Annotated in this window: 14 protein-coding genes; 12 read left to right on the top strand and 2 right to left on the bottom strand. The window is 73.9% G+C overall.

The window, feature by feature from the left end:
* The first annotated feature begins 90 nt into the window (after nucleotides 1-90).
* From CR162_RS02010 to CR162_RS02000, 3 genes are all read left to right on the top strand, one after another.
* The gene (locus CR162_RS02010; protein WP_245870076.1) at nucleotides 91-1,104 is read left to right on the top strand and encodes an alcohol dehydrogenase; all 1,014 of its coding nucleotides are present in this window, start codon (nucleotides 91-93) and stop codon (nucleotides 1,102-1,104) included.
* Between the two features lie 124 nt (nucleotides 1,105-1,228).
* Nucleotides 1,229-2,725: a cytochrome P450 gene (locus CR162_RS02005; RefSeq protein WP_245870075.1), complete on the top strand. Its 1,497-nt coding sequence runs from the start codon at nucleotides 1,229-1,231 to the stop codon at nucleotides 2,723-2,725.
* On the top strand, nucleotides 2,718-3,572 hold the full coding sequence (locus tag CR162_RS02000) for a lysophospholipid acyltransferase family protein (RefSeq protein ID WP_176559680.1): 855 nt from the start codon (nucleotides 2,718-2,720) through the stop codon (nucleotides 3,570-3,572). Before CR162_RS02005 ends, CR162_RS02000 begins: the two co-directional genes overlap by 8 nt.
* Nucleotides 3,573-3,630: 58 nt before the next feature.
* Here CR162_RS02000 and CR162_RS01995 read toward each other — a convergent pair whose 3' ends face one another.
* Both CR162_RS01995 and CR162_RS01990 read right to left on the bottom strand, forming a co-directional pair.
* Nucleotides 3,631-4,512 carry an MBL fold metallo-hydrolase gene (locus CR162_RS01995; RefSeq protein WP_218014822.1) on the bottom strand — a complete coding sequence of 294 codons (882 nt, stop codon included), beginning with the start codon at nucleotides 4,510-4,512 and terminating at the stop codon, nucleotides 3,631-3,633.
* A 32-nt stretch (nucleotides 4,513-4,544) separates the two neighbouring features.
* Nucleotides 4,545-5,807 carry an amidase gene (locus tag CR162_RS01990; protein WP_099093846.1) on the bottom strand — a complete coding sequence of 421 codons (1,263 nt, stop codon included), beginning with the start codon at nucleotides 5,805-5,807 and terminating at the stop codon, nucleotides 4,545-4,547.
* Nucleotides 5,808-6,021: 214 nt separating this feature from the next.
* On the opposite strand from CR162_RS01990, the gene aqpZ reads away from it, so the two are divergent.
* From aqpZ to CR162_RS01945, 9 genes are all read left to right on the top strand, one after another.
* Nucleotides 6,022-6,774, top strand: a complete 753-nt coding sequence (gene aqpZ / locus CR162_RS01985) for an aquaporin Z (RefSeq protein ID WP_245870074.1) — start codon at nucleotides 6,022-6,024, stop codon at nucleotides 6,772-6,774.
* A gap of 221 nt (nucleotides 6,775-6,995) precedes the next feature.
* A complete protein-coding gene (locus tag CR162_RS01980) occupies nucleotides 6,996-7,532 on the top strand; it encodes a hypothetical protein (protein WP_099093844.1) in 537 nt (178 codons plus the stop codon).
* Between the two features lie 68 nt (nucleotides 7,533-7,600).
* Nucleotides 7,601-7,933, top strand: a complete 333-nt coding sequence (locus CR162_RS01975; RefSeq protein WP_099093843.1) for a hypothetical protein — start codon at nucleotides 7,601-7,603, stop codon at nucleotides 7,931-7,933.
* Between the two features lies 1 nt (nucleotide 7,934).
* Nucleotides 7,935-9,212 (top strand): MFS transporter, encoded by a 1,278-nt coding sequence (locus CR162_RS01970; protein ID WP_281254942.1) that lies wholly within the window; start codon nucleotides 7,935-7,937, stop codon nucleotides 9,210-9,212.
* Nucleotides 9,209-10,189, top strand: a complete 981-nt coding sequence (locus CR162_RS01965; RefSeq protein ID WP_099093842.1) for a Gfo/Idh/MocA family protein — start codon at nucleotides 9,209-9,211, stop codon at nucleotides 10,187-10,189. Before CR162_RS01970 ends, CR162_RS01965 begins: the two co-directional genes overlap by 4 nt.
* Nucleotides 10,190-10,314: 125 nt before the next feature.
* Nucleotides 10,315-10,665, top strand: coding sequence for a RidA family protein (locus CR162_RS01960; RefSeq protein ID WP_099093841.1), 351 nt, complete (start codon nucleotides 10,315-10,317; stop codon nucleotides 10,663-10,665).
* Between the two features lie 354 nt (nucleotides 10,666-11,019).
* Nucleotides 11,020-11,718, top strand: coding sequence for a CHAP domain-containing protein (locus CR162_RS01955; RefSeq protein WP_099093840.1), 699 nt, complete (start codon nucleotides 11,020-11,022; stop codon nucleotides 11,716-11,718).
* A 161-nt stretch (nucleotides 11,719-11,879) separates the two neighbouring features.
* The gene (locus CR162_RS01950) at nucleotides 11,880-14,186 is read left to right on the top strand and encodes a molybdopterin-dependent oxidoreductase (protein WP_099093839.1); all 2,307 of its coding nucleotides are present in this window, start codon (nucleotides 11,880-11,882) and stop codon (nucleotides 14,184-14,186) included.
* Complete coding sequence (locus tag CR162_RS01945) at nucleotides 14,183-15,754, top strand: PhoX family protein (RefSeq protein WP_099093838.1); 1,572 nt, start codon at nucleotides 14,183-14,185, stop codon at nucleotides 15,752-15,754. Before CR162_RS01950 ends, CR162_RS01945 begins: the two co-directional genes overlap by 4 nt.
* Nucleotides 15,755-15,776 lie beyond the last annotated feature (22 nt).

Genomic DNA, 15,776 nt, shown 5'->3' with positions numbered 1-15,776 from the left:
GGGTTTCCCATCGTGATGGAAGTCCAAGAACGAGGGAGTAGCCTGATGCGTGGCTGGGCCGTGGTGAAATGCGGGGAACCGCTCGAGGACATGGAGTTCCCGACTCCGGAGCCGACCGGCGAGGAAGTCCTGCTGGAAGTGACGCATAGCGGCGTCTGCCATTCCGACCTGCACATCTGGGAAGGCGGCTACGACCTCGGCAGCCGAGGCCGCCTGTCGCTGACCGACCGCGGCGTGGTGCTGCCGCTGATCATGGGGCACGAGATCGTCGGCCGCGTCGTGAAGTTCGGGCCCGAAGCCAAGGGCGTGAAGGTGGGCGACACGCGCATCGTCTTCCCCTGGCTCGGCTGCGGCAAGTGCGAGCGCTGCCTGGCGGGCGAGGACAACATGTGCCAGGTCGCCGCCCGCAGCCTCGGCGTCTACCAGAATGGCGGCTATGCCAGCCATGTGCTGGCGCGCAGCCCGCGCCACCTCGTCGCCTATGACGGGCTCGACCCCTCGGTGGCCGCCACCTATGCCTGCTCCGGCGTCACCGTCTACTCGGCCATCCGCAAGGTGATGCCGATGCCGGCCGACAAGGCCGTCGTCGTCGTCGGCGCCGGCGGGCTCGGGCTGAATGCGGTGGAGGTGCTGAAGGCGCTCGGCCATAAAAACATCGTCGTCGTCGACATCTCGGCCGAGAAGCTGGAGGGCGCCAGGAAGGCCGGCGCCACCGCCACCGTCCAGGCCGGCGGCGAGGACACCACGGCGCGCCTCGTCGAGGCCTGCGGCGGCCCGGTGGACGCGGTGATCGACCTGGTGAACGGCACCGCCACCGCCCGCTTCGCCTTCGACGCGCTGAGCAAGGGCGGCAAGCTCATCCAGGTCGGGTTGTTCGGCGGCGAGCTGAACCTGCCCCTGCCGCTGATGGCCACCAAGGCGCTGACGGTGCGCGGCAGCTATGTCGGCAACCCACAGGAGCTGCGCGAGGTGGTGGAGCTGGCGCAGCAGGGCAAGCTCTCGCCCCTGCCGGTCAGCACCGAGCCGCGCTCGGCGGTGAATTCCGTGCTGAACCGCCTCCGGGACGGCAAGGTGCATGGCCGCGTGGTGCTGACCGCCGCCTGAGGCGGTGGCGGGGCGGGCGCTCTCCCGCCCCGCGCATGGCCGGTTCTCACTCCGGCGTGGGGACACCCCGTGACCCTGGCGCGCCGCTCCCCTATTGTGCGGCGGTGCAACCGGGGCGTGCCGAATGAACAACTCCTTCCCCTCCGCCATGCTCGCAGCGCCAGCGGAGCCGGAGGCGGAGGCCGCGCCCTTCGTGCCGCCCCATCCACCCCGGCCGCGCCGGCTGCCGCCGCTGCGCGAGCTGCTCCGCTCGCTGCGCCGCTCCTTCCTCGACTTCTGGCCGCAGGCCTGCTTCGAGCGCGAGATCCTGCGCCGCCGCGTGCTGATGCGCGACATCATCATCTGCAACAGCCCGGCCACCGTGCAGGAAGCCTTCGTGGACAATGCGCGCGTCTTCGAGCGCAAGTCGCCGCAGATGCGCCACGCGCTGCGCCCGCTGCTGGGGGACGGGCTGTTCATCAGCGACGGCGCGCTGTGGAAGGAGCGCCGGCGGGTGGTGGCGCCGGTGACGCATGTCTCCCGCCTCGCCGCGCTGACCCCGCCCATCACCGAGGCCGCCGCCGAGCGCGCCGCCGCCTGGAGCCGGCGCGATCCCGCGCAGCCGATCGACATGCTGGCCGAGATGGGCCACCTCACCGCCGAGATCATCTGCCGCACCATCTTCGGCCGGCAGCTCGGCGGCGGCGCGGCGGCCACCGTGGTCAGCGCCTTCGCCGAATACCAGCGCGCCGTGGCGCAGACCGACCTGATCTCGCTGCTCGGCCTGCCGGACTGGGTGCCGCGCTGGCAGCCGCGCCGCGCCCGCCGCGCCAGCCAGCGCATCCAGGCGGTGCTGGACGGGCTGATCGAGCATGTGCTCTCGGGCCGCGCCGGCGACGAGGCCAGCCTGATCCGCTCCATGGCCGAGGGCATCAACCCCGCCACGGGCCGGCCGATGGAGAAGGAGGCCTTCCGCAACGAGGCCGCCGTGCTGTTCATGGCGGGGCACGAAACCACGGCCAACACCCTGGCCTGGGCCTGGTACCTGCTCAGCCAGTCGCCGCCCGTGCTGGCGCGGCTGCAGGCGGAGGCGGACGCGCTGGACGGCCCCGCCCGCTTCGCCGACCTGGACCGGCTGCGCTACACCCGTGCCGTGGTGGAGGAGACGCTGCGCCTCTACCCGCCCGTGCCCCTGCTGGCGCGCGAGGCGGTGGCGGAAGGCGAGATCGACGGCCAGGCGGTACGCAAGGGTTCGCTGGTGATCGCCGTGCCCTGGCTGCTGCACCGGCACCGCAAGCTGTGGCAGGAGCCGGACGCCTTCCGCCCCGAACGCTTCCTGCCTGGCGGCGAGGCCGCCACCAAGCCGCGCTATGCCTGGATCCCCTTCGCCATCGGGCCGCGGGTCTGCACCGGCGCGGCCTTTGGCCTGACCGAGGCGGTGCTGTGCCTTGCCACCCTGGCGCGGGTGGTGACGCCGTGGCTGGTGCCAGGCACGGTGGTCTATCCCGTCTGTCGCCTCACCCTGCGCCCGGGCGACACGCTGCCGATGCTGCTGGTGCCGCGCGGCGCTGCCGGCCATGCCCAAGGCGGCGTTCAGCCTGGCGTCCAGGCCGGCGCCCAGGCCGGCACCCGTCATGGCTGAGCCGCGCTGGGCATCGCCCGCCGAAGGCGCCAAGGACCGCGCCCTGCACGAGTTCATGCGGCTGCTGCCGGTGCCGCTCTGCTCGGCCATGGGGGCGGGGCTGGCGCGCTTCGCCATCCCGCTGCGGCACCGGCCCAAGCTGGAGCGCACCATGGCCGCGCTGGCCGTGCTGCGGCCGGAGCTGGACGAGAAGGAACGCCGCCGCCTCGCCTTGTCCAACCTGACCCAGGCGGCCCGCTGCCTGGCCGAGTTCTCCGCCCTCGGCCGCTTCTGGAAGGAGGGGCGGATCGTGGTGGAAGGGGCGGAGCACCTGCCGCGGGGGCGGGTCGTCGTTGCCGGGCTGCATCTCGGCAACTGGGAGGTGATCGGCGCGGCGCTGTGCGCTCTCGGCCACCCGGTCAACTTCATCTACCAGCCGCCTCTGAGCCCCACCAAGCACGCCATCGCCATACGGGCCCGCACCGCCTACGGGGCGCGGTTGATCCAGCCCAGCACCATGGCCCCGCGCGAGGCGCTGCGCGGTCTCGAGGCGGACCAGCCGCTGCTGATCTACCTGGACGAGTACAAGCACGGGCTGGTCAATGCCCCGGCGCTGGGGCGGCCATTGCCGAAAGGGGGCAACATCGCCACCGCCCTGCGCCTGGCCGCCAGAACCGGCGCGCCCCTGGTGGCGGCCTACGCGCTGCGCGAGCCGGGGCCGCGTTTCCGGCTGCGCTTCCTGCCGCCCCTGCCGGTCAGCGGCGACCTGCCTGCCGACATCGCCGCGCTGGAGGGGGTGATCGACCCTGTCGTGCGCGCCAACCTGGAGCAGTGGCTGATGCTTTATTGCTTCAGGCCCTTGCGCTAGGGCTGGTCGCTTCCCGGCCTGCTGCGACGGCTCCGGCCCTCTGCCGCGGCCTGCGCCCTCACCCTGCCGGATGACCCCGGCCAGACGGGTGACGGGCGCCCGGCCCCGCATCCCGGGCCGGCGGGAGCCCCGTTCCCTTTTCCAGCAACTCCACATAGCGGGCGGCGGAGCGGGCAATGACCTCCGGCCCATCGCGCGGCACGTCCTGGCCGGCGAAGGCGCCGTAGATGCGCTGGAAGCGCCAGGGCGCCAGCCGCGCCGCCACGCGCCGCACCTCGGCGGCGGGCAGGGGCATCATGTTCGGGTAGCTCCACATGAAGGAGACGCGGCGCGCGCCGGGCGTCACCTGGACGATGTCCCCCGCCAGCAGCGCCCCCGCCTCGTCCGCCGTTCCCGCCCAGTGCAGCACCGTGCCGCCGGGGAAGTGGCCGCCGGCGCGGATCAGCGTCGCTCCCGGCGCCACCTCCAGCGTCTCGCCTTCCCACAGGTGCAGGGCCGGAGAGGGGCGCATGATCCACTCCCGGTCCGCCGCGTGCAGGTGGAGGGTGGCGCCGAAGGCGGCCGCCCAGTCCTGCATCGCCGTGTAGTAGTGGGGGTGCGAGATGGCGATGGCGGCGATCCCGCCCAGGCCGCGCACCAGCGCCTCCGTCGCCTCGTCGAGCAGGGCGATGCAGTCCCACAGGATGTTGCCGCGCGGCGTCACCAGCAGGAAGGCGCGCTGGTCGATGGCGAAGGCCGGCACGGTCTGGATGCTGAACAGCCCCGGCTCGTGCCGGCGCCAGGCGTTGCGGTGCCGCCCGGCCAGGGCCTCGCGGCTGGTCCAGGACTGCCCGGCGGCGGGCACGTATTGCCGCTCGTCCTCGCAGATGGGGCAGGACGCGGGCGGCGCGGCGGCCTCCGGGTAGAAGGTGCCGCAGGCCGTGCACAGGAACACCGTCATCGTCGTCCCTCCCGCCATGGCCGCCTGTTGCCTCAGCCGCCGATCGCCCGCTCCACCCAGCGCGCCCAGCCCAGCAGCGCCGCATCCGCGCCGAAGGGCGCGACGAGCTGCACGCCAAGCGGCATGCCCGCCGCCCCCGTGCCGGCCGGCAGGCTGATGCAGGGACCGTGCAGCGCCGTCCACAGCGCGTTACAGGCCGGGTCGCCCGTCGCGGCGATGCCCAGCGGCGCCTCGGAGGGGGCGGAGGCGGTGAGCAGGATGTCGTGATCGGCCATCAGGTCGCGGAAGGCGGCGCGGGCGGCGGCGAAGGCGGCGCGCCCCTCGATCAGGGCGGAAACGGGCAGGCTCTCCGCCCAGTCCAGCCGCTCGTTCAGCACGGGCGAGATCAGGGCGCGCGCGGTGGCCCGCTCCCAGGCCAGGGCGTGCGCCGTCTCGGCGTTCATCACCACGGGGTGCGCCTCCACCGCCGCCAGCAGCGGCGCGGTGAGGGCGAAGGGCGTGACCCGCGCCCCGGCGCGGGCGCAGGCGGCGGCGACCTCCTCGATGCGGGCGCGGCTGTCCCCGCTCAGCACCGCCTCGCCAGGGCCGAAGCAGAGGGCGATGCGGGGCGCCGCATGGGCGGCGGCGGAAAGGTCGAGCCCGGTGAGGGCGCCGGCGAACAGCGCGCAATCGGCGGCGCCGCGCCCGAACACGCCGATCGTGTCCAGGCTCTCGCTCATCACCTTCATGCCGGCGCGGTGGATCAGCCCGAAGCTCGGCTTGAAGCCCGTGATGCCGCAATAGGCCGCCGGGCGCAGCACGGAGCCCGCCGTCTGCGTGCCGAAGGCCAGCGGAAAGAAGCCCGCCGCCACGCCGGCCGCCGAACCCTGGCTGGAGCCGCCGGGGGTGCGGGCCGGATCGTGCGGGTTGGTGGTGGGTCCGGGGTGGCGCGTCGCGAACTCGGTGGTGACGGTCTTGCCCTGGACCACGCCGCCGGCCCGGCGCGCCAGCGCCACGGCCGCCGCATCGGAGCGCGGCCGGTGCCCGGACCAGATGGGCGAGCCGTATTGCGAGGGCAGGTCTGCGGTGTCGAGCACGTCCTTCACCCCCACCGGCAGGCCGTGCAGCGGGCCGGGAAGGGCGCCCGCCACCGCCCGCCGCACCCGCGCGGGCTCCAGTGCCGCGAAGGCGCGCACCGTCGCGTCACGGGCGGCGGCACGCTCCAGGCAGGCCTCGGCCAGCGCGGCGGGGGAGAGGGTGCCTGCGGCGATGCGCGCGGCGGCCTCGGTGGCGGAAAGGTCGGCGGGATGGGTCATGGCCGCGATGCTAGGCCAGTGGCGGCCAGGGTCCAGCCCGCGAAAACATTCCGCTCTCGTTTTATTCAGTGCCCGCCGCCTGACGCTCACCCAAAAGCGTAAGGATTCGTGAGCAATTCGGGCTATGCTCGGCGGACCTGGAGGACGCTGCCCTGGGAGGCGGCGGCCAGGCAGGCCGCCGCGGGCGGCATCACCCAGCCAGGGGCGTGCAAGGATGGACATGAACAGGCGCATGGCAGCCGAATTCCTCGGCACCGCCTGGCTTACCTTCGGCGGCTGCGGCAGTGCCGTGCTGGCGGCCGCCTATCCCGGCCTCGGCATCGGCTTCGCGGGCGTCGCGCTGGCCTTCGGGCTGACGGTGCTGACCATGGCCTATGCGGTGGGGCCCATCTCGGGCGGGCACTTCAACCCGGCGGTCACGCTGGGCCTCTGGGTCGGCGGCCGCGTGCCCGCTTCCTTCCTGCTGCCCTACATGGCGGCGCAGGTGGTGGGGGCGGTGCTCGCCGCCGCGCTGCTCTACCTGATCGCCAGCGGCAAGCCGGGCTTCGAGGCGGGCGGCTTCGCGGCCAATGGCTACGGGGCGCTGAGCCCGGGGCAATACTCGCTGCTGGCCTGCCTGGTGATGGAGGTGGTCGCCACCGCCATCTTCCTGGTGGTGATCATGGGCGCCACGGCGCCGAAGGCGCCGGGCGGCTTCGCCCCCATCGCCATCGGGCTGGCGCTGACGCTGATCCACCTGATGGCCATTCCCGTCACCAACACCTCGGTCAACCCGGCGCGCAGCACCGGGCCGGCGCTCTTCGCCGGCGGGGAATACATCTTCCAGCTGTGGCTGTTCTGGCTGGCGCCCATGGCGGGCGCCGTGCTGGGCGGCTGGCTTGCCCGCGCGCTCGGCCAGGACGTGGCCTCGGGCGACAAGCCGCAGATCGCCACCACGCCGGCCGGCCCGGCCGCGCCGGCGATGTGAATCCGCCCGCCCGCCGGCCGGGACCGCCCCGGCCTGGCACCCTCCCTCCCCGGAGGGGAAAAAGGGCGTGCGGGGGCACCGCCCGGATGTCGAGCCTGCGGCGGCATCCGGGCGCCTGTCCCTATCCCATGCGGTTCCTTCCAGCCCCGCGGGGCTGGTCCGCTCCCCGCGGGGAGTGGCCGGCCCTGGCATCGCGCGGCCCGAAGCCCCATTCTCTGGCCATGCCGACGAGTTCCCGAGAGGGCGTGGTCCGTGTCGCCGTGGCGGCGGACGGGGCGCTGCACTACGCCATTCCCGGCGCGCCCGAGACGCTGCCGCCCGTCGCTCCCCGGGCGCTGGCCCTGGCCTGGGACGCGGCGCGCGCGGCCGCCGCGGCCGAGGCCTGGGGGCCGCACCGCACCCTGCTCTTCGAGGGTGGCGCCGTGCTGGTGCTGGCCGATGCGGACGCCGCCTGCTGGGCCGAGGCGGTGGACCGCGCCGTGGGGCTCGGCACCCTGGCCGGCCTCGCCCTTTGCCTGCGCCTCCTGGCGCTGGTCGAGCTGCTGGGCCGCGCGAGCTGGACGCGGGGCCTGTTCGCCATCGCCGCCGACGGCATCGAGCTGCACCCGGCGCTGCTCGCCGCCGCCGCAGCAGCACCGCTCGATGCCGGGGCGCGGTTCGACGAAACCGGCATGAAGCGTCTATTGTCCAACCGCATCGCCGGCGAGGCGGGGGCAGGGGTGGAGAGCGGAGTCGCGGGGCGGGGCGCCACGCGCTGAACCGGCCGGCCCTCCGCAGCGCCGTCGCCGCCCGCCCTATCCTTCGCCTGACACCGCCGGAGCGCGCCATGAAACGCCTGATCCTCCCCCTGCTGCTGCTGTCGGGCGCCTGTGCCGCGCCGCCGCCGCCCACGCCGGAGCAGCGGCAGCGCGACGCCGCCAGCGCCGCCTGCCGCGTGGAGGTGGAGCGGCAGATGCGGTTCCGCGAGCGCGGCCAGACCATGCGGGTGGACGAGGCCGAGTCGCGCCTCGGCAGCGGCGCCTTCATCGGCAACCCGATGGAGCGTTCCCAGCTTGGCGCCCGCTTCGAGCGCGACCGCCTGCTCGACGACTGCATGCGCGGCGCGCGGGAGCAGCCGCCGGTTCCGGCCTCACCCACGGGGAGCGGGCGGGGCTCCTGAGCTGCCGGCCTTCCGGTCGCCCTTCGGCGCGCTGGGGCGCGCGCTGGCGACCCGAAACGCCCGCATCTTCTTCGCCGCCAGCCTCGCCGCCTGGACGGGGCTGTGGATGCACCGCATCGCCGTTGCCTGGCTCGCCTGGGAGCTGACGGGCAGCGCCCTCTGGGTCGGCCTCGTCGCCTTCTGCGACCTGGCACCGGCGGCGGTGATCAGCCCGATCGCCGGCGCGGTGGCGGACCGGGTGGACCGGCTGCGGCTGGCCACCGTCTCGCAGGCCGTCATCGGGCTCGAGGCGGCGGCGGTGGCGGCGCTGGTGGCCACCGGCACCATGCGCATCGAATACCTGCTGCTGCTGGAATTGTGCGGCGGCACCGCCGCCAGCTTCGCCCAGCCGGCGCGGCAGACGCTGATGGCCGGCATCGTCGGCCGTGCCGACCTGCCGGCGGCGGTAGCCTGCAACAGCCTCATCTTCAACGTCGCGCGCTTCATCGGGCCGGCGCTGGCCGGGCCGGTCATCGCCGGCTTCGGCGTGGCGCCGGCCATCGCCTGCAACGCGGTGGCCTATCTCAGCGCCGTCGTCACCATGCCCATGCTGCGGGTGGACCCTGCCCAACGCCGCGGCCACCCCGCCACCGGCAGCCTGCTTGGCGAGGTGCGGGAGGGCTTCAGCTATGTGGCGCGTCACCCGGGGCTCGGGCCGCTGCTGCTCTACGCCGCCTCGCTCGGCGTGCTGCTGCGCGCGGTGCAGGAGCTGCTGCCGCCCTTTGTCGAGCGCAATTTCGGCCGTGGCGCCGAATCCCTGGCGCTGATCACGGCCTGCTTCGGCGTCGGCGCCCTGCTGGCCGGGCTGTGGCTGGCGGCGCGCGGGCGCACGGCGGGGGCCACCCGGATCGCCATCCTGGCGGGGCTCGCCCAGGCGGTGGCGACGGCGGGCTTCGTCGCCACCGGGTGGTTCCCCTTCGGCCTGCTCTGCGCGGCGCTGATCGGCGCCACCGCCTCGCTGCACGGCATCTCCGTGCAGCAGCTCGCCCAGACGGCGGCGGACCCGGCCATGCGCGGCCGCGTGCTGGCGCTGTGGGGCATGATCACGCGCGCCTGCCCGGCGCTCGGCGCGCTGCTGCTCGGCGCGGCGGGCGAGGCCTTCGGGCTGCGCTGGCCGACGCTGGTGGGGGTGGCGCTGGGTCTCCTGGTCTTTGCCTGGGGCTGGGCGCGGCATCGCGGCATCGAGGCGGCGCTGGAAGGCCCGCCGGAGGAAAGCCTGGAAGAGGGGAGAAGGCGATGAGCCTGCAAGCCGCGATCATCGGCATGGGACGCTGGGGGCGCACCCTGGTGGAAAGCGTGCAGGGCCGGGAAGGGGCGGGGATCCGCTTCGTCGCCGGCAGCACCGGCACGCCGGACAAGGCGCGCGACTGGGCGCGGGCGCAGGGGCTGCGGCTGCATGACAGCTACGAGGCGGCGCTGGCCGACCCCGAGGTGCGGGCCGTGGTGCTGGCCACGCCGCACAGGCTGCACGCGGAGCAGGTGATCGCCGCCGCGCGGGCGGGCAAGGCGGTCTTCGTGGAGAAGCCCTTCACCCTGTCCAGGGCCAGCGCCGAGGCGGCGGTGGCGGCCTGCCGGGAAGCGGGGGTGGTGCTGGCGCTCGGCCACAACCGCCGCTTCCTGCCGGCGGTGGCGGAGCTGAAGGCGATGCTGGCGGATGGCCGCATCGGCCGGCTGCTGCATGTGGAGGGGCATTTCAGCGGCCCCGGCGCCGCCGCCTACAAGCCCGGCATGTGGCGGGCCGACCGCAGCGAGAGCCCGCTCGGCGGCATGGGCGGCATGGGCATCCACATGATCGACATGATGGTGAACCTGGCCGGCCCCATCGCCGAGGTCAGCGTCCACAGCACCGCCCGCGTGCTGGAGAACGGGCTGGACGACACCACCGCCATGCTGTGCCGCTTCGCCAGCGGCGCTACCGGCACCTTCGCCACACTGGCCTATGCGCCGCGCTGCTGGCGCATCGCCCTTTATGGCAGCGAGGGCTGGGCGGAGCTGACGGACCATGAGCACCTGGTCTACCGCCCCCGCGAGGGAGAGGGCTCCGTGCGCGACTTCCCGAAGCTGGACATCGAGCGCGCCGAGCTGGAGGCCTTCGCGGCGGCCGTGGCGGGCGGCCCGGCCTATCCGCTGCCGCCGGAGCAGGCGATCCACGGCGTGTCGGTGTTCGAGACGATGATCGTGGCCGCGGCCTCGGGGGGCGCGCACGCCGTTCCCTGAGCCGCAGACCGGCCGGACCCCCCGCCTTGCGGGCCGTTCATGCGCGGCCTAGAAGCGCGGGGTCCCATCCCGCCGGCCGGGCTGGTCCGGACCGGCGGACCCAGCACAGGGAGTGCGAAGATCCGATGAGCAAGATCACCCGCCACGACGTCAACCCGGTCCTGTCCGGCGCCGTCGAGTATCATGGCTTCGTCTTCCTGGCCGGCATGACCGCCGACGACCTTTCCCAGGACGTGCTTGGCCAGACCAAGCAGGTGCTGGCCAAGATCGACGCCGCGCTGGAAGGCCACGGCACCGACAAGACCCGGCTGCTCCAGGCCCAGATCTGGCTGAAGGACATCCGCGACCGCGAGGCGATGAACAAGCTCTGGTCCGCCTGGCTGCCCGAGGGCGGCGCCCCGGTGCGCGCCTGCGTTCAGGCCAACATGGCCGATCCGCGCCACCTGGTCGAGATCATGGTCACCGCCTGCCGCTGAGCGGCAGCGCCGGCGAATGACGCCGGCTGGGTGGAATCGGCGCCGGGGGATGCAACCTCCCGGCGCCGTTTCCGTTTGAAAGATGCCGTGCTGCGGCGCAACTTCGTCGCGGGAATTTGTTGTATTTTTGCCGCAACACTGTGGCAAAACGCATGGAACGCTCTTGAATTAGGATTAATGTCTTATTAAGACTGCTCACGCGGCGCGTGATTGTGCGAATCACATCGTATTTCCACCCGTAACAGGCTCCGCCATTGCCGTCTCCCTCATGGGCTTGCTACCGAAATATCAACGCGGTGCAGGCCGATCTGGAGATAGCGTTTTGGGGGTTTCATGCGGGTGAACAGCGCAGCAATGGCATTTGCCGTCCTTTTCGGGGCGATGTGTGCCGCGCCTGCGGCCGCTGACGCGGCGACCAGCCGCAACACCCGTGAGACCGTCAAGCAGCCGCGCGCCGCCCTGCATCAGCCCGTCGCCGTCCGCAGCGCCAAGTCGCCGACCCTGAAGCCTCTTCCGCCCGAGCTGCAGCGCGCCGAGAACATCTCCTGCGTGCCCTATGCCCGCGCCGTCAGCGGCATCGAGATCACCGGCAACGCGCATACCTGGTGGGCCGGCGCCGCCGGCGCCTATGCCCGTGGCCAGCGGCCGGAGCGGGGCTCCGTGCTCAGCTTCCGCGCCTCGGGCGGCATGCGGCTCGGCCATGTCGCGGTGGTATCCCGCGTCGTGGGCCCGCGCGAGGTGCTGATCGACCACGCCAACTGGGAAGGCCCGGGCATCCGCAAAGGCACGGTGATGCGCGGCGTTTCCGTCATCGACGTGTCGGACCGCAACGACTGGACCGCGGTGCGCGTGCAGACCGGCCGCAGCGACGATGCCTATGGCCGCGTCTATGCCACCAACGGCTTCATCCACAACCGCGCCCCCGGCACCATGATGGCCAAGGGCGACGCGGTGTTCGAGGAAGTCGCCGAAGCGCCGCCCGCCCGCAGCGCCCATGCCGAGCACATCGCCGGCGCCGTGCGCGAGCTGAACGTCAACGCCGTCCGCCGCTAGGCCGGACCACCGCTCGGGCCTGTGCGTCGCGCCCCGGAAGGGGCGCGATTTTTTTGTGCCTGCCTTCTTCCGCGCATTTGCCCCGCGCCGCCGCCCGGCGCATTCTCCGCCCCCGTCGGCTCCGCCCCACCGGGCCGCCCATGACTGGAGAGTTGAGCAGGATGACGGGGATCAAGCCACATGCCGCGCATTGGGGCAGCTTCGACGCGGTGGTGGAGCAGGGCCGCGTGGTCGGCGTCCGCCCCTTCCGGCGCGACCCGCATCCGGGACCGCTGATCGAGGCCATCCCTGACGTGGTGCATGCGAGAAGCCGCATCGACCGCCCCCATGTGCGGGCGGGCTGGCTGCGCGGCGAGCGGCGCGGCGCCGAACGGGGCGACCGCGACTTCGTCCCCGTCTCCTGGGACCAGGCCACCCGCCTGGTGGCGGAGGAGACGCGGCGGGTGCGGGCCGAGTTCGGCCACCCGGCCATCATGGGCGGCTCCTATGGCTGGTCCTCCGCCGGGCGCTTCCACCACGCCAAGAGCCAGCTGCAGCGCTTCCTCGGCCTCGGCGGCGGCTTCACCAACCAGGTGACGAACTATTCCTACGGCGCCGGCATGACGCTGATGCCGCACATCCTCGGTACCAACGAGGTCATCCAGGGGCCGGTGACGGACTGGTCCAGCATCGCCCGCCACACGAGGCTGATGATCTGCCTGGGCGGCCTGCCGCTGAAGAACGCGCTGGTGACGGCGGGCGGCGCCGGCGCGCATGAATACGTGCCCTGGCTGAAGCGCGTGGCCGAGGCGGGCGGGCGCTTCGTCAACATCTCCCCCTTCCGCGGCGACACGCCGGACTTCCTCGGCGCCGAATGGGTGCCGATCCGCCCCAACACCGACACGGCGCTGATCCTGGCCATGATCCACACGCTGGTGGAGGCGGGGCTGGAGGATCGCGGCTTCCTCGCCACCCATTGCACCGGCTGGGACCGCCTGCGCCCCTATGTGATGGGCGAGGCCGACGGCACGCCGAAGACCGCCGCCTGGGCCGCCGCCATCACCGAGGTGCCGGCCGAAACCATCCGCGCGCTCGCGCTGGAGGCGGCGCGGCTGCCCACCATGCTCACCGCCACCTGGTCCATCCAGCGTGCCGAGCATGGCGAGCAGCCCTGGTGGGCGCTGGTGGCGCTGGCCGCCGCGCTCGGCGGCATCGGCAAGCCGGGCCAGGGGGTGATGTTCGGCTATGGCTCGCTGAACGGCATGGGCACGCCGCGCCGCGAGCTGCCCTCCGTCTCGCTGCCGGCCACGCGCAATCCGGGCGGGCTCAACATCCCCGTCGCGCGCGTGACGGAGCTGCTGGAGCGGCCGGGCGAGATCCTGCAATACAACGGGCGCGACATCGTGCTGCCCGACATCCGCATCATCTGGTGGGCGGGCGGCAACCCGTTCCACCACCACCAGGACCTCAACCGCCTCCGCCGCGGCTGGAACCGGGCCGAGACCATCATCGTGCAGGAGCCGTGGTGGACGGCCGCCGCGCGGCACGCCGACATCGTGCTGCCGGCGACGACGACGCTGGAGCGCAACGACATCGCCTCCTCCTCGCGCGACCGCTTCGTGCGCGCCATGCACCAGGCGATCCCGCCCCAGGCCCAGGCGCGCAACGACCACGACATGCTGGCCGACATCGCCGAGGCCTGCGGCTTCCGCGACCGCTTCACCGAGCAGCGCGACGAGGCCGCCTGGCTGCGCCACCTCTACGAGCGCTGGCGCCAGGCCTGCGCCCGCTTCGGCTTCGACGCGCCGGACTATGACAGCTTCTGGGCCGAGGGCTTCGTCGAGGTGCCGCCGCCGGAGGAGGATTTCGTGCTGTTCTCCGAGTTCGCGCGCGACCCCGTGGCGCATCCGCTGAACACGCCCTCCGGCAGGGTGGAGCTGTATTCGGAAACGATCGCGGGCTTCGGCTATGAGGAGATCGGCGGCCATCCGCGCTGGCAGGCGCCGCAGGAATATCTCGGCGCGCCGCTCGCCGCGCGCTTCCCGCTGCACCTGCTGTCCTACCAGCCGGCGACGCGCCTGCACGGCCAGCTCGACCCCGGCCGCGTTGCCGCCGCCGACAAGATCCAGGGCCGCGAGCCGTTGCTGATGCACCCCGCCGACGCCGCCGCGCGCGGCCTTCGGGACGGCGACATCCTGCGCGTGTTCAACGAGCGCGGCGCCTGCCTCGCGGGGTTGCGGCTGAGCGACGGCATCCGCCGCGGCGTCGTCGCCATGGCCACGGGCGCGTGGTGGGATCCCTCGCCGGAGCAGGGCGGGCTCGACGTGCATGGCAACCCCAACGTGCTGACGCGCGACGTCGGCACCTCCCGCCTCGGCCAGGGCAGCGCCGCGCAGTCCTGCCTTGTGGAGGTGGAGCGGTTCGCGGGCGCCCTGCCGGCGGTGACGGTGCATGACGCGCCGCGGCCGGTGGCGGAACAGGCGGCGTGAGCAGGCTTTCCCGCCGGGCGCTGCTGGCGGCGGCCCGGCCGGCGCGCGCGCAGGTCACCACGCTGGACATGCCGCCCGGCCAGCTGGCGGTGAAGCTGGACGACACGGTGGCCCCCGGCTACCGGCGGGGCGTGCTGGCGCGCTGGGGCGACCGCGTGACCTTCGACGCGCTGCCCTGGAACCCCGCCGCGCCCACGCCGGAGGCGGCCGCCACTCAGTTCGGCTGGGACGGGCGCATCTGCGCCATCGTGCCGCAGCCCGTGGCGGCGGATGGTGTCCCCCGCGCCGTGCTGGCGGTGGCCCACCCCACCGTGGACCCGGCCATGGCCTTTCCCGATGGGCGGGACCGCCCGGCCGTGGCCGCGATGATGCAGGGCGCCTCGCTGCTGAACCTGGAACGCCGGGGCGGGCGCTGGATCGTCGCCGATGGCGGCTACCAGTCGCGCCGGCTGACGGCGGACACGCTGTGCCGCATCACCGGCCCGGCGGCGGGCAGCGTGGGCGAGGCGATCCAGGGCCTGCTGGCGGTTTCCGGCGGCTGCGCCACCCCCTGGGGCACGCTGCTGCTGGCCGAGGACGACCCGGCGCCCTGGATCACCCGCCTGGGTTCCCTCGGCCCGCGCTTTCGCGACGGGTTGCGCTTCGGCTGGGTGGCCGAGCTCGATCCGCTCGACCCGGCCGCCGTGCCGGCCAAGCGCACCGCCCTGGCCCGATTTCCGCGCGGCGATGCCGCCGCCGCCCTGGGCCGCGATGGCCGGGCCGTGGTGTACCTGACCGACCGGCGCGCCTTCGGCCACCTGTTCCGCTTCGTCTCGGACGGGCCGGCGGCGGAGCCGGGCGCGCTGGACCAGGGCACCCTGTCCGTGGCGCGGCTGGCCGGCCAGGGCCTGCGCTGGGAAGCCCTGCCGCGCGACGCGGCCACGCGGCTCAACCCCATCGCGGCCGCTGCCAGCTTCGGCGCCACGGCCTTCGACCTGCCCGGCGGCCTGGCGGTGGACGGGCCGGGCGGGCGCCTCTTCCTGGCCTGCAAGGGCAATGCGGCGCGGCGGCCGGAGCAGGTGGACCGGCTGAACCCGCGCGCCGGCAGCGCCGCGGGGCATATCGTGGAGATCCGCCCCGAGGGTGGCGACCACGCGGCGGCGGAGGCCGCGGCCAGCCTGCTGCTGACGGGCGGCGCACCGGAGCCGCGCCATGCCGGCCCGGGCTTCGCTTGGCCCGAGGCGCCCGCCACCCTGGCGCTGGATGGGCGTGGCAGGCTCTGGATCGGCACGGACCATGACGGGCGGGTCGGCGCCACGCCGGACGCGCTCTATGGCTGCGACACGGAAGGGCCGGGCCGGGGCCTCGCCCTGCCGGTCTATGGCGCGCCGCGCGGCGCGGCGCTGGGCGGTGCGGCGATGAGCCCGGACGGCACGGCCCTTTTCGCCCTGGCGCGGACCCCGGGCGCCGAGCCCGGCGCCAGCCATGCGCGCCCCGGCACGCGCTGGCCGGGCTTCCGGCCGGATGAGCCGCCGCGCAGCGCCCTGCTCTCCATCACCCGTCTCAGCGGCGGCATGGTCGGAGGCTGACGGCGGGGCGGCGCGCGTTCCG

This window comes from Teichococcus rhizosphaerae (assembly GCF_002631185.1).
Lineage (GTDB): Bacteria > Pseudomonadota > Alphaproteobacteria > Acetobacterales > Acetobacteraceae > Pseudoroseomonas > Pseudoroseomonas rhizosphaerae.
Note: the sequence above shows the minus strand (reverse complement) of the source record. Positions and strands in the feature narration are given on the sequence as shown.

Bases quoted from the DNA above. Each gene is read 5' to 3' on its own strand.
- CR162_RS02010 (WP_245870076.1), top strand. From the start codon at position 91: ATGGAGTTCCCGACTCCGGAGCCGACCGGCGAGGAAGTCCTGCTGGAA.
- CR162_RS02005 (WP_245870075.1), top strand. From the start codon at position 1,229: ATGAACAACTCCTTCCCCTCCGCCATGCTCGCAGCGCCAGCGGAGCCG.
- CR162_RS02000 (WP_176559680.1), top strand. From the start codon at position 2,718: ATGGCTGAGCCGCGCTGGGCATCGCCCGCCGAAGGCGCCAAGGACCGC.
- CR162_RS01995 (WP_218014822.1), bottom strand. From the start codon at position 4,512: ATGACGGTGTTCCTGTGCACGGCCTGCGGCACCTTCTACCCGGAGGCC.
- CR162_RS01990 (WP_099093846.1), bottom strand. From the start codon at position 5,807: ATGACCCATCCCGCCGACCTTTCCGCCACCGAGGCCGCCGCGCGCATC.
- aqpZ (WP_245870074.1), top strand. From the start codon at position 6,022: ATGGACATGAACAGGCGCATGGCAGCCGAATTCCTCGGCACCGCCTGG.
- CR162_RS01980 (WP_099093844.1), top strand. From the start codon at position 6,996: ATGCCGACGAGTTCCCGAGAGGGCGTGGTCCGTGTCGCCGTGGCGGCG.
- CR162_RS01975 (WP_099093843.1), top strand. From the start codon at position 7,601: ATGAAACGCCTGATCCTCCCCCTGCTGCTGCTGTCGGGCGCCTGTGCC.
- CR162_RS01965 (WP_099093842.1), top strand. From the start codon at position 9,209: ATGAGCCTGCAAGCCGCGATCATCGGCATGGGACGCTGGGGGCGCACC.
- CR162_RS01960 (WP_099093841.1), top strand. From the start codon at position 10,315: ATGAGCAAGATCACCCGCCACGACGTCAACCCGGTCCTGTCCGGCGCC.
- CR162_RS01955 (WP_099093840.1), top strand. From the start codon at position 11,020: ATGGCATTTGCCGTCCTTTTCGGGGCGATGTGTGCCGCGCCTGCGGCC.
- CR162_RS01950 (WP_099093839.1), top strand. From the start codon at position 11,880: ATGACGGGGATCAAGCCACATGCCGCGCATTGGGGCAGCTTCGACGCG.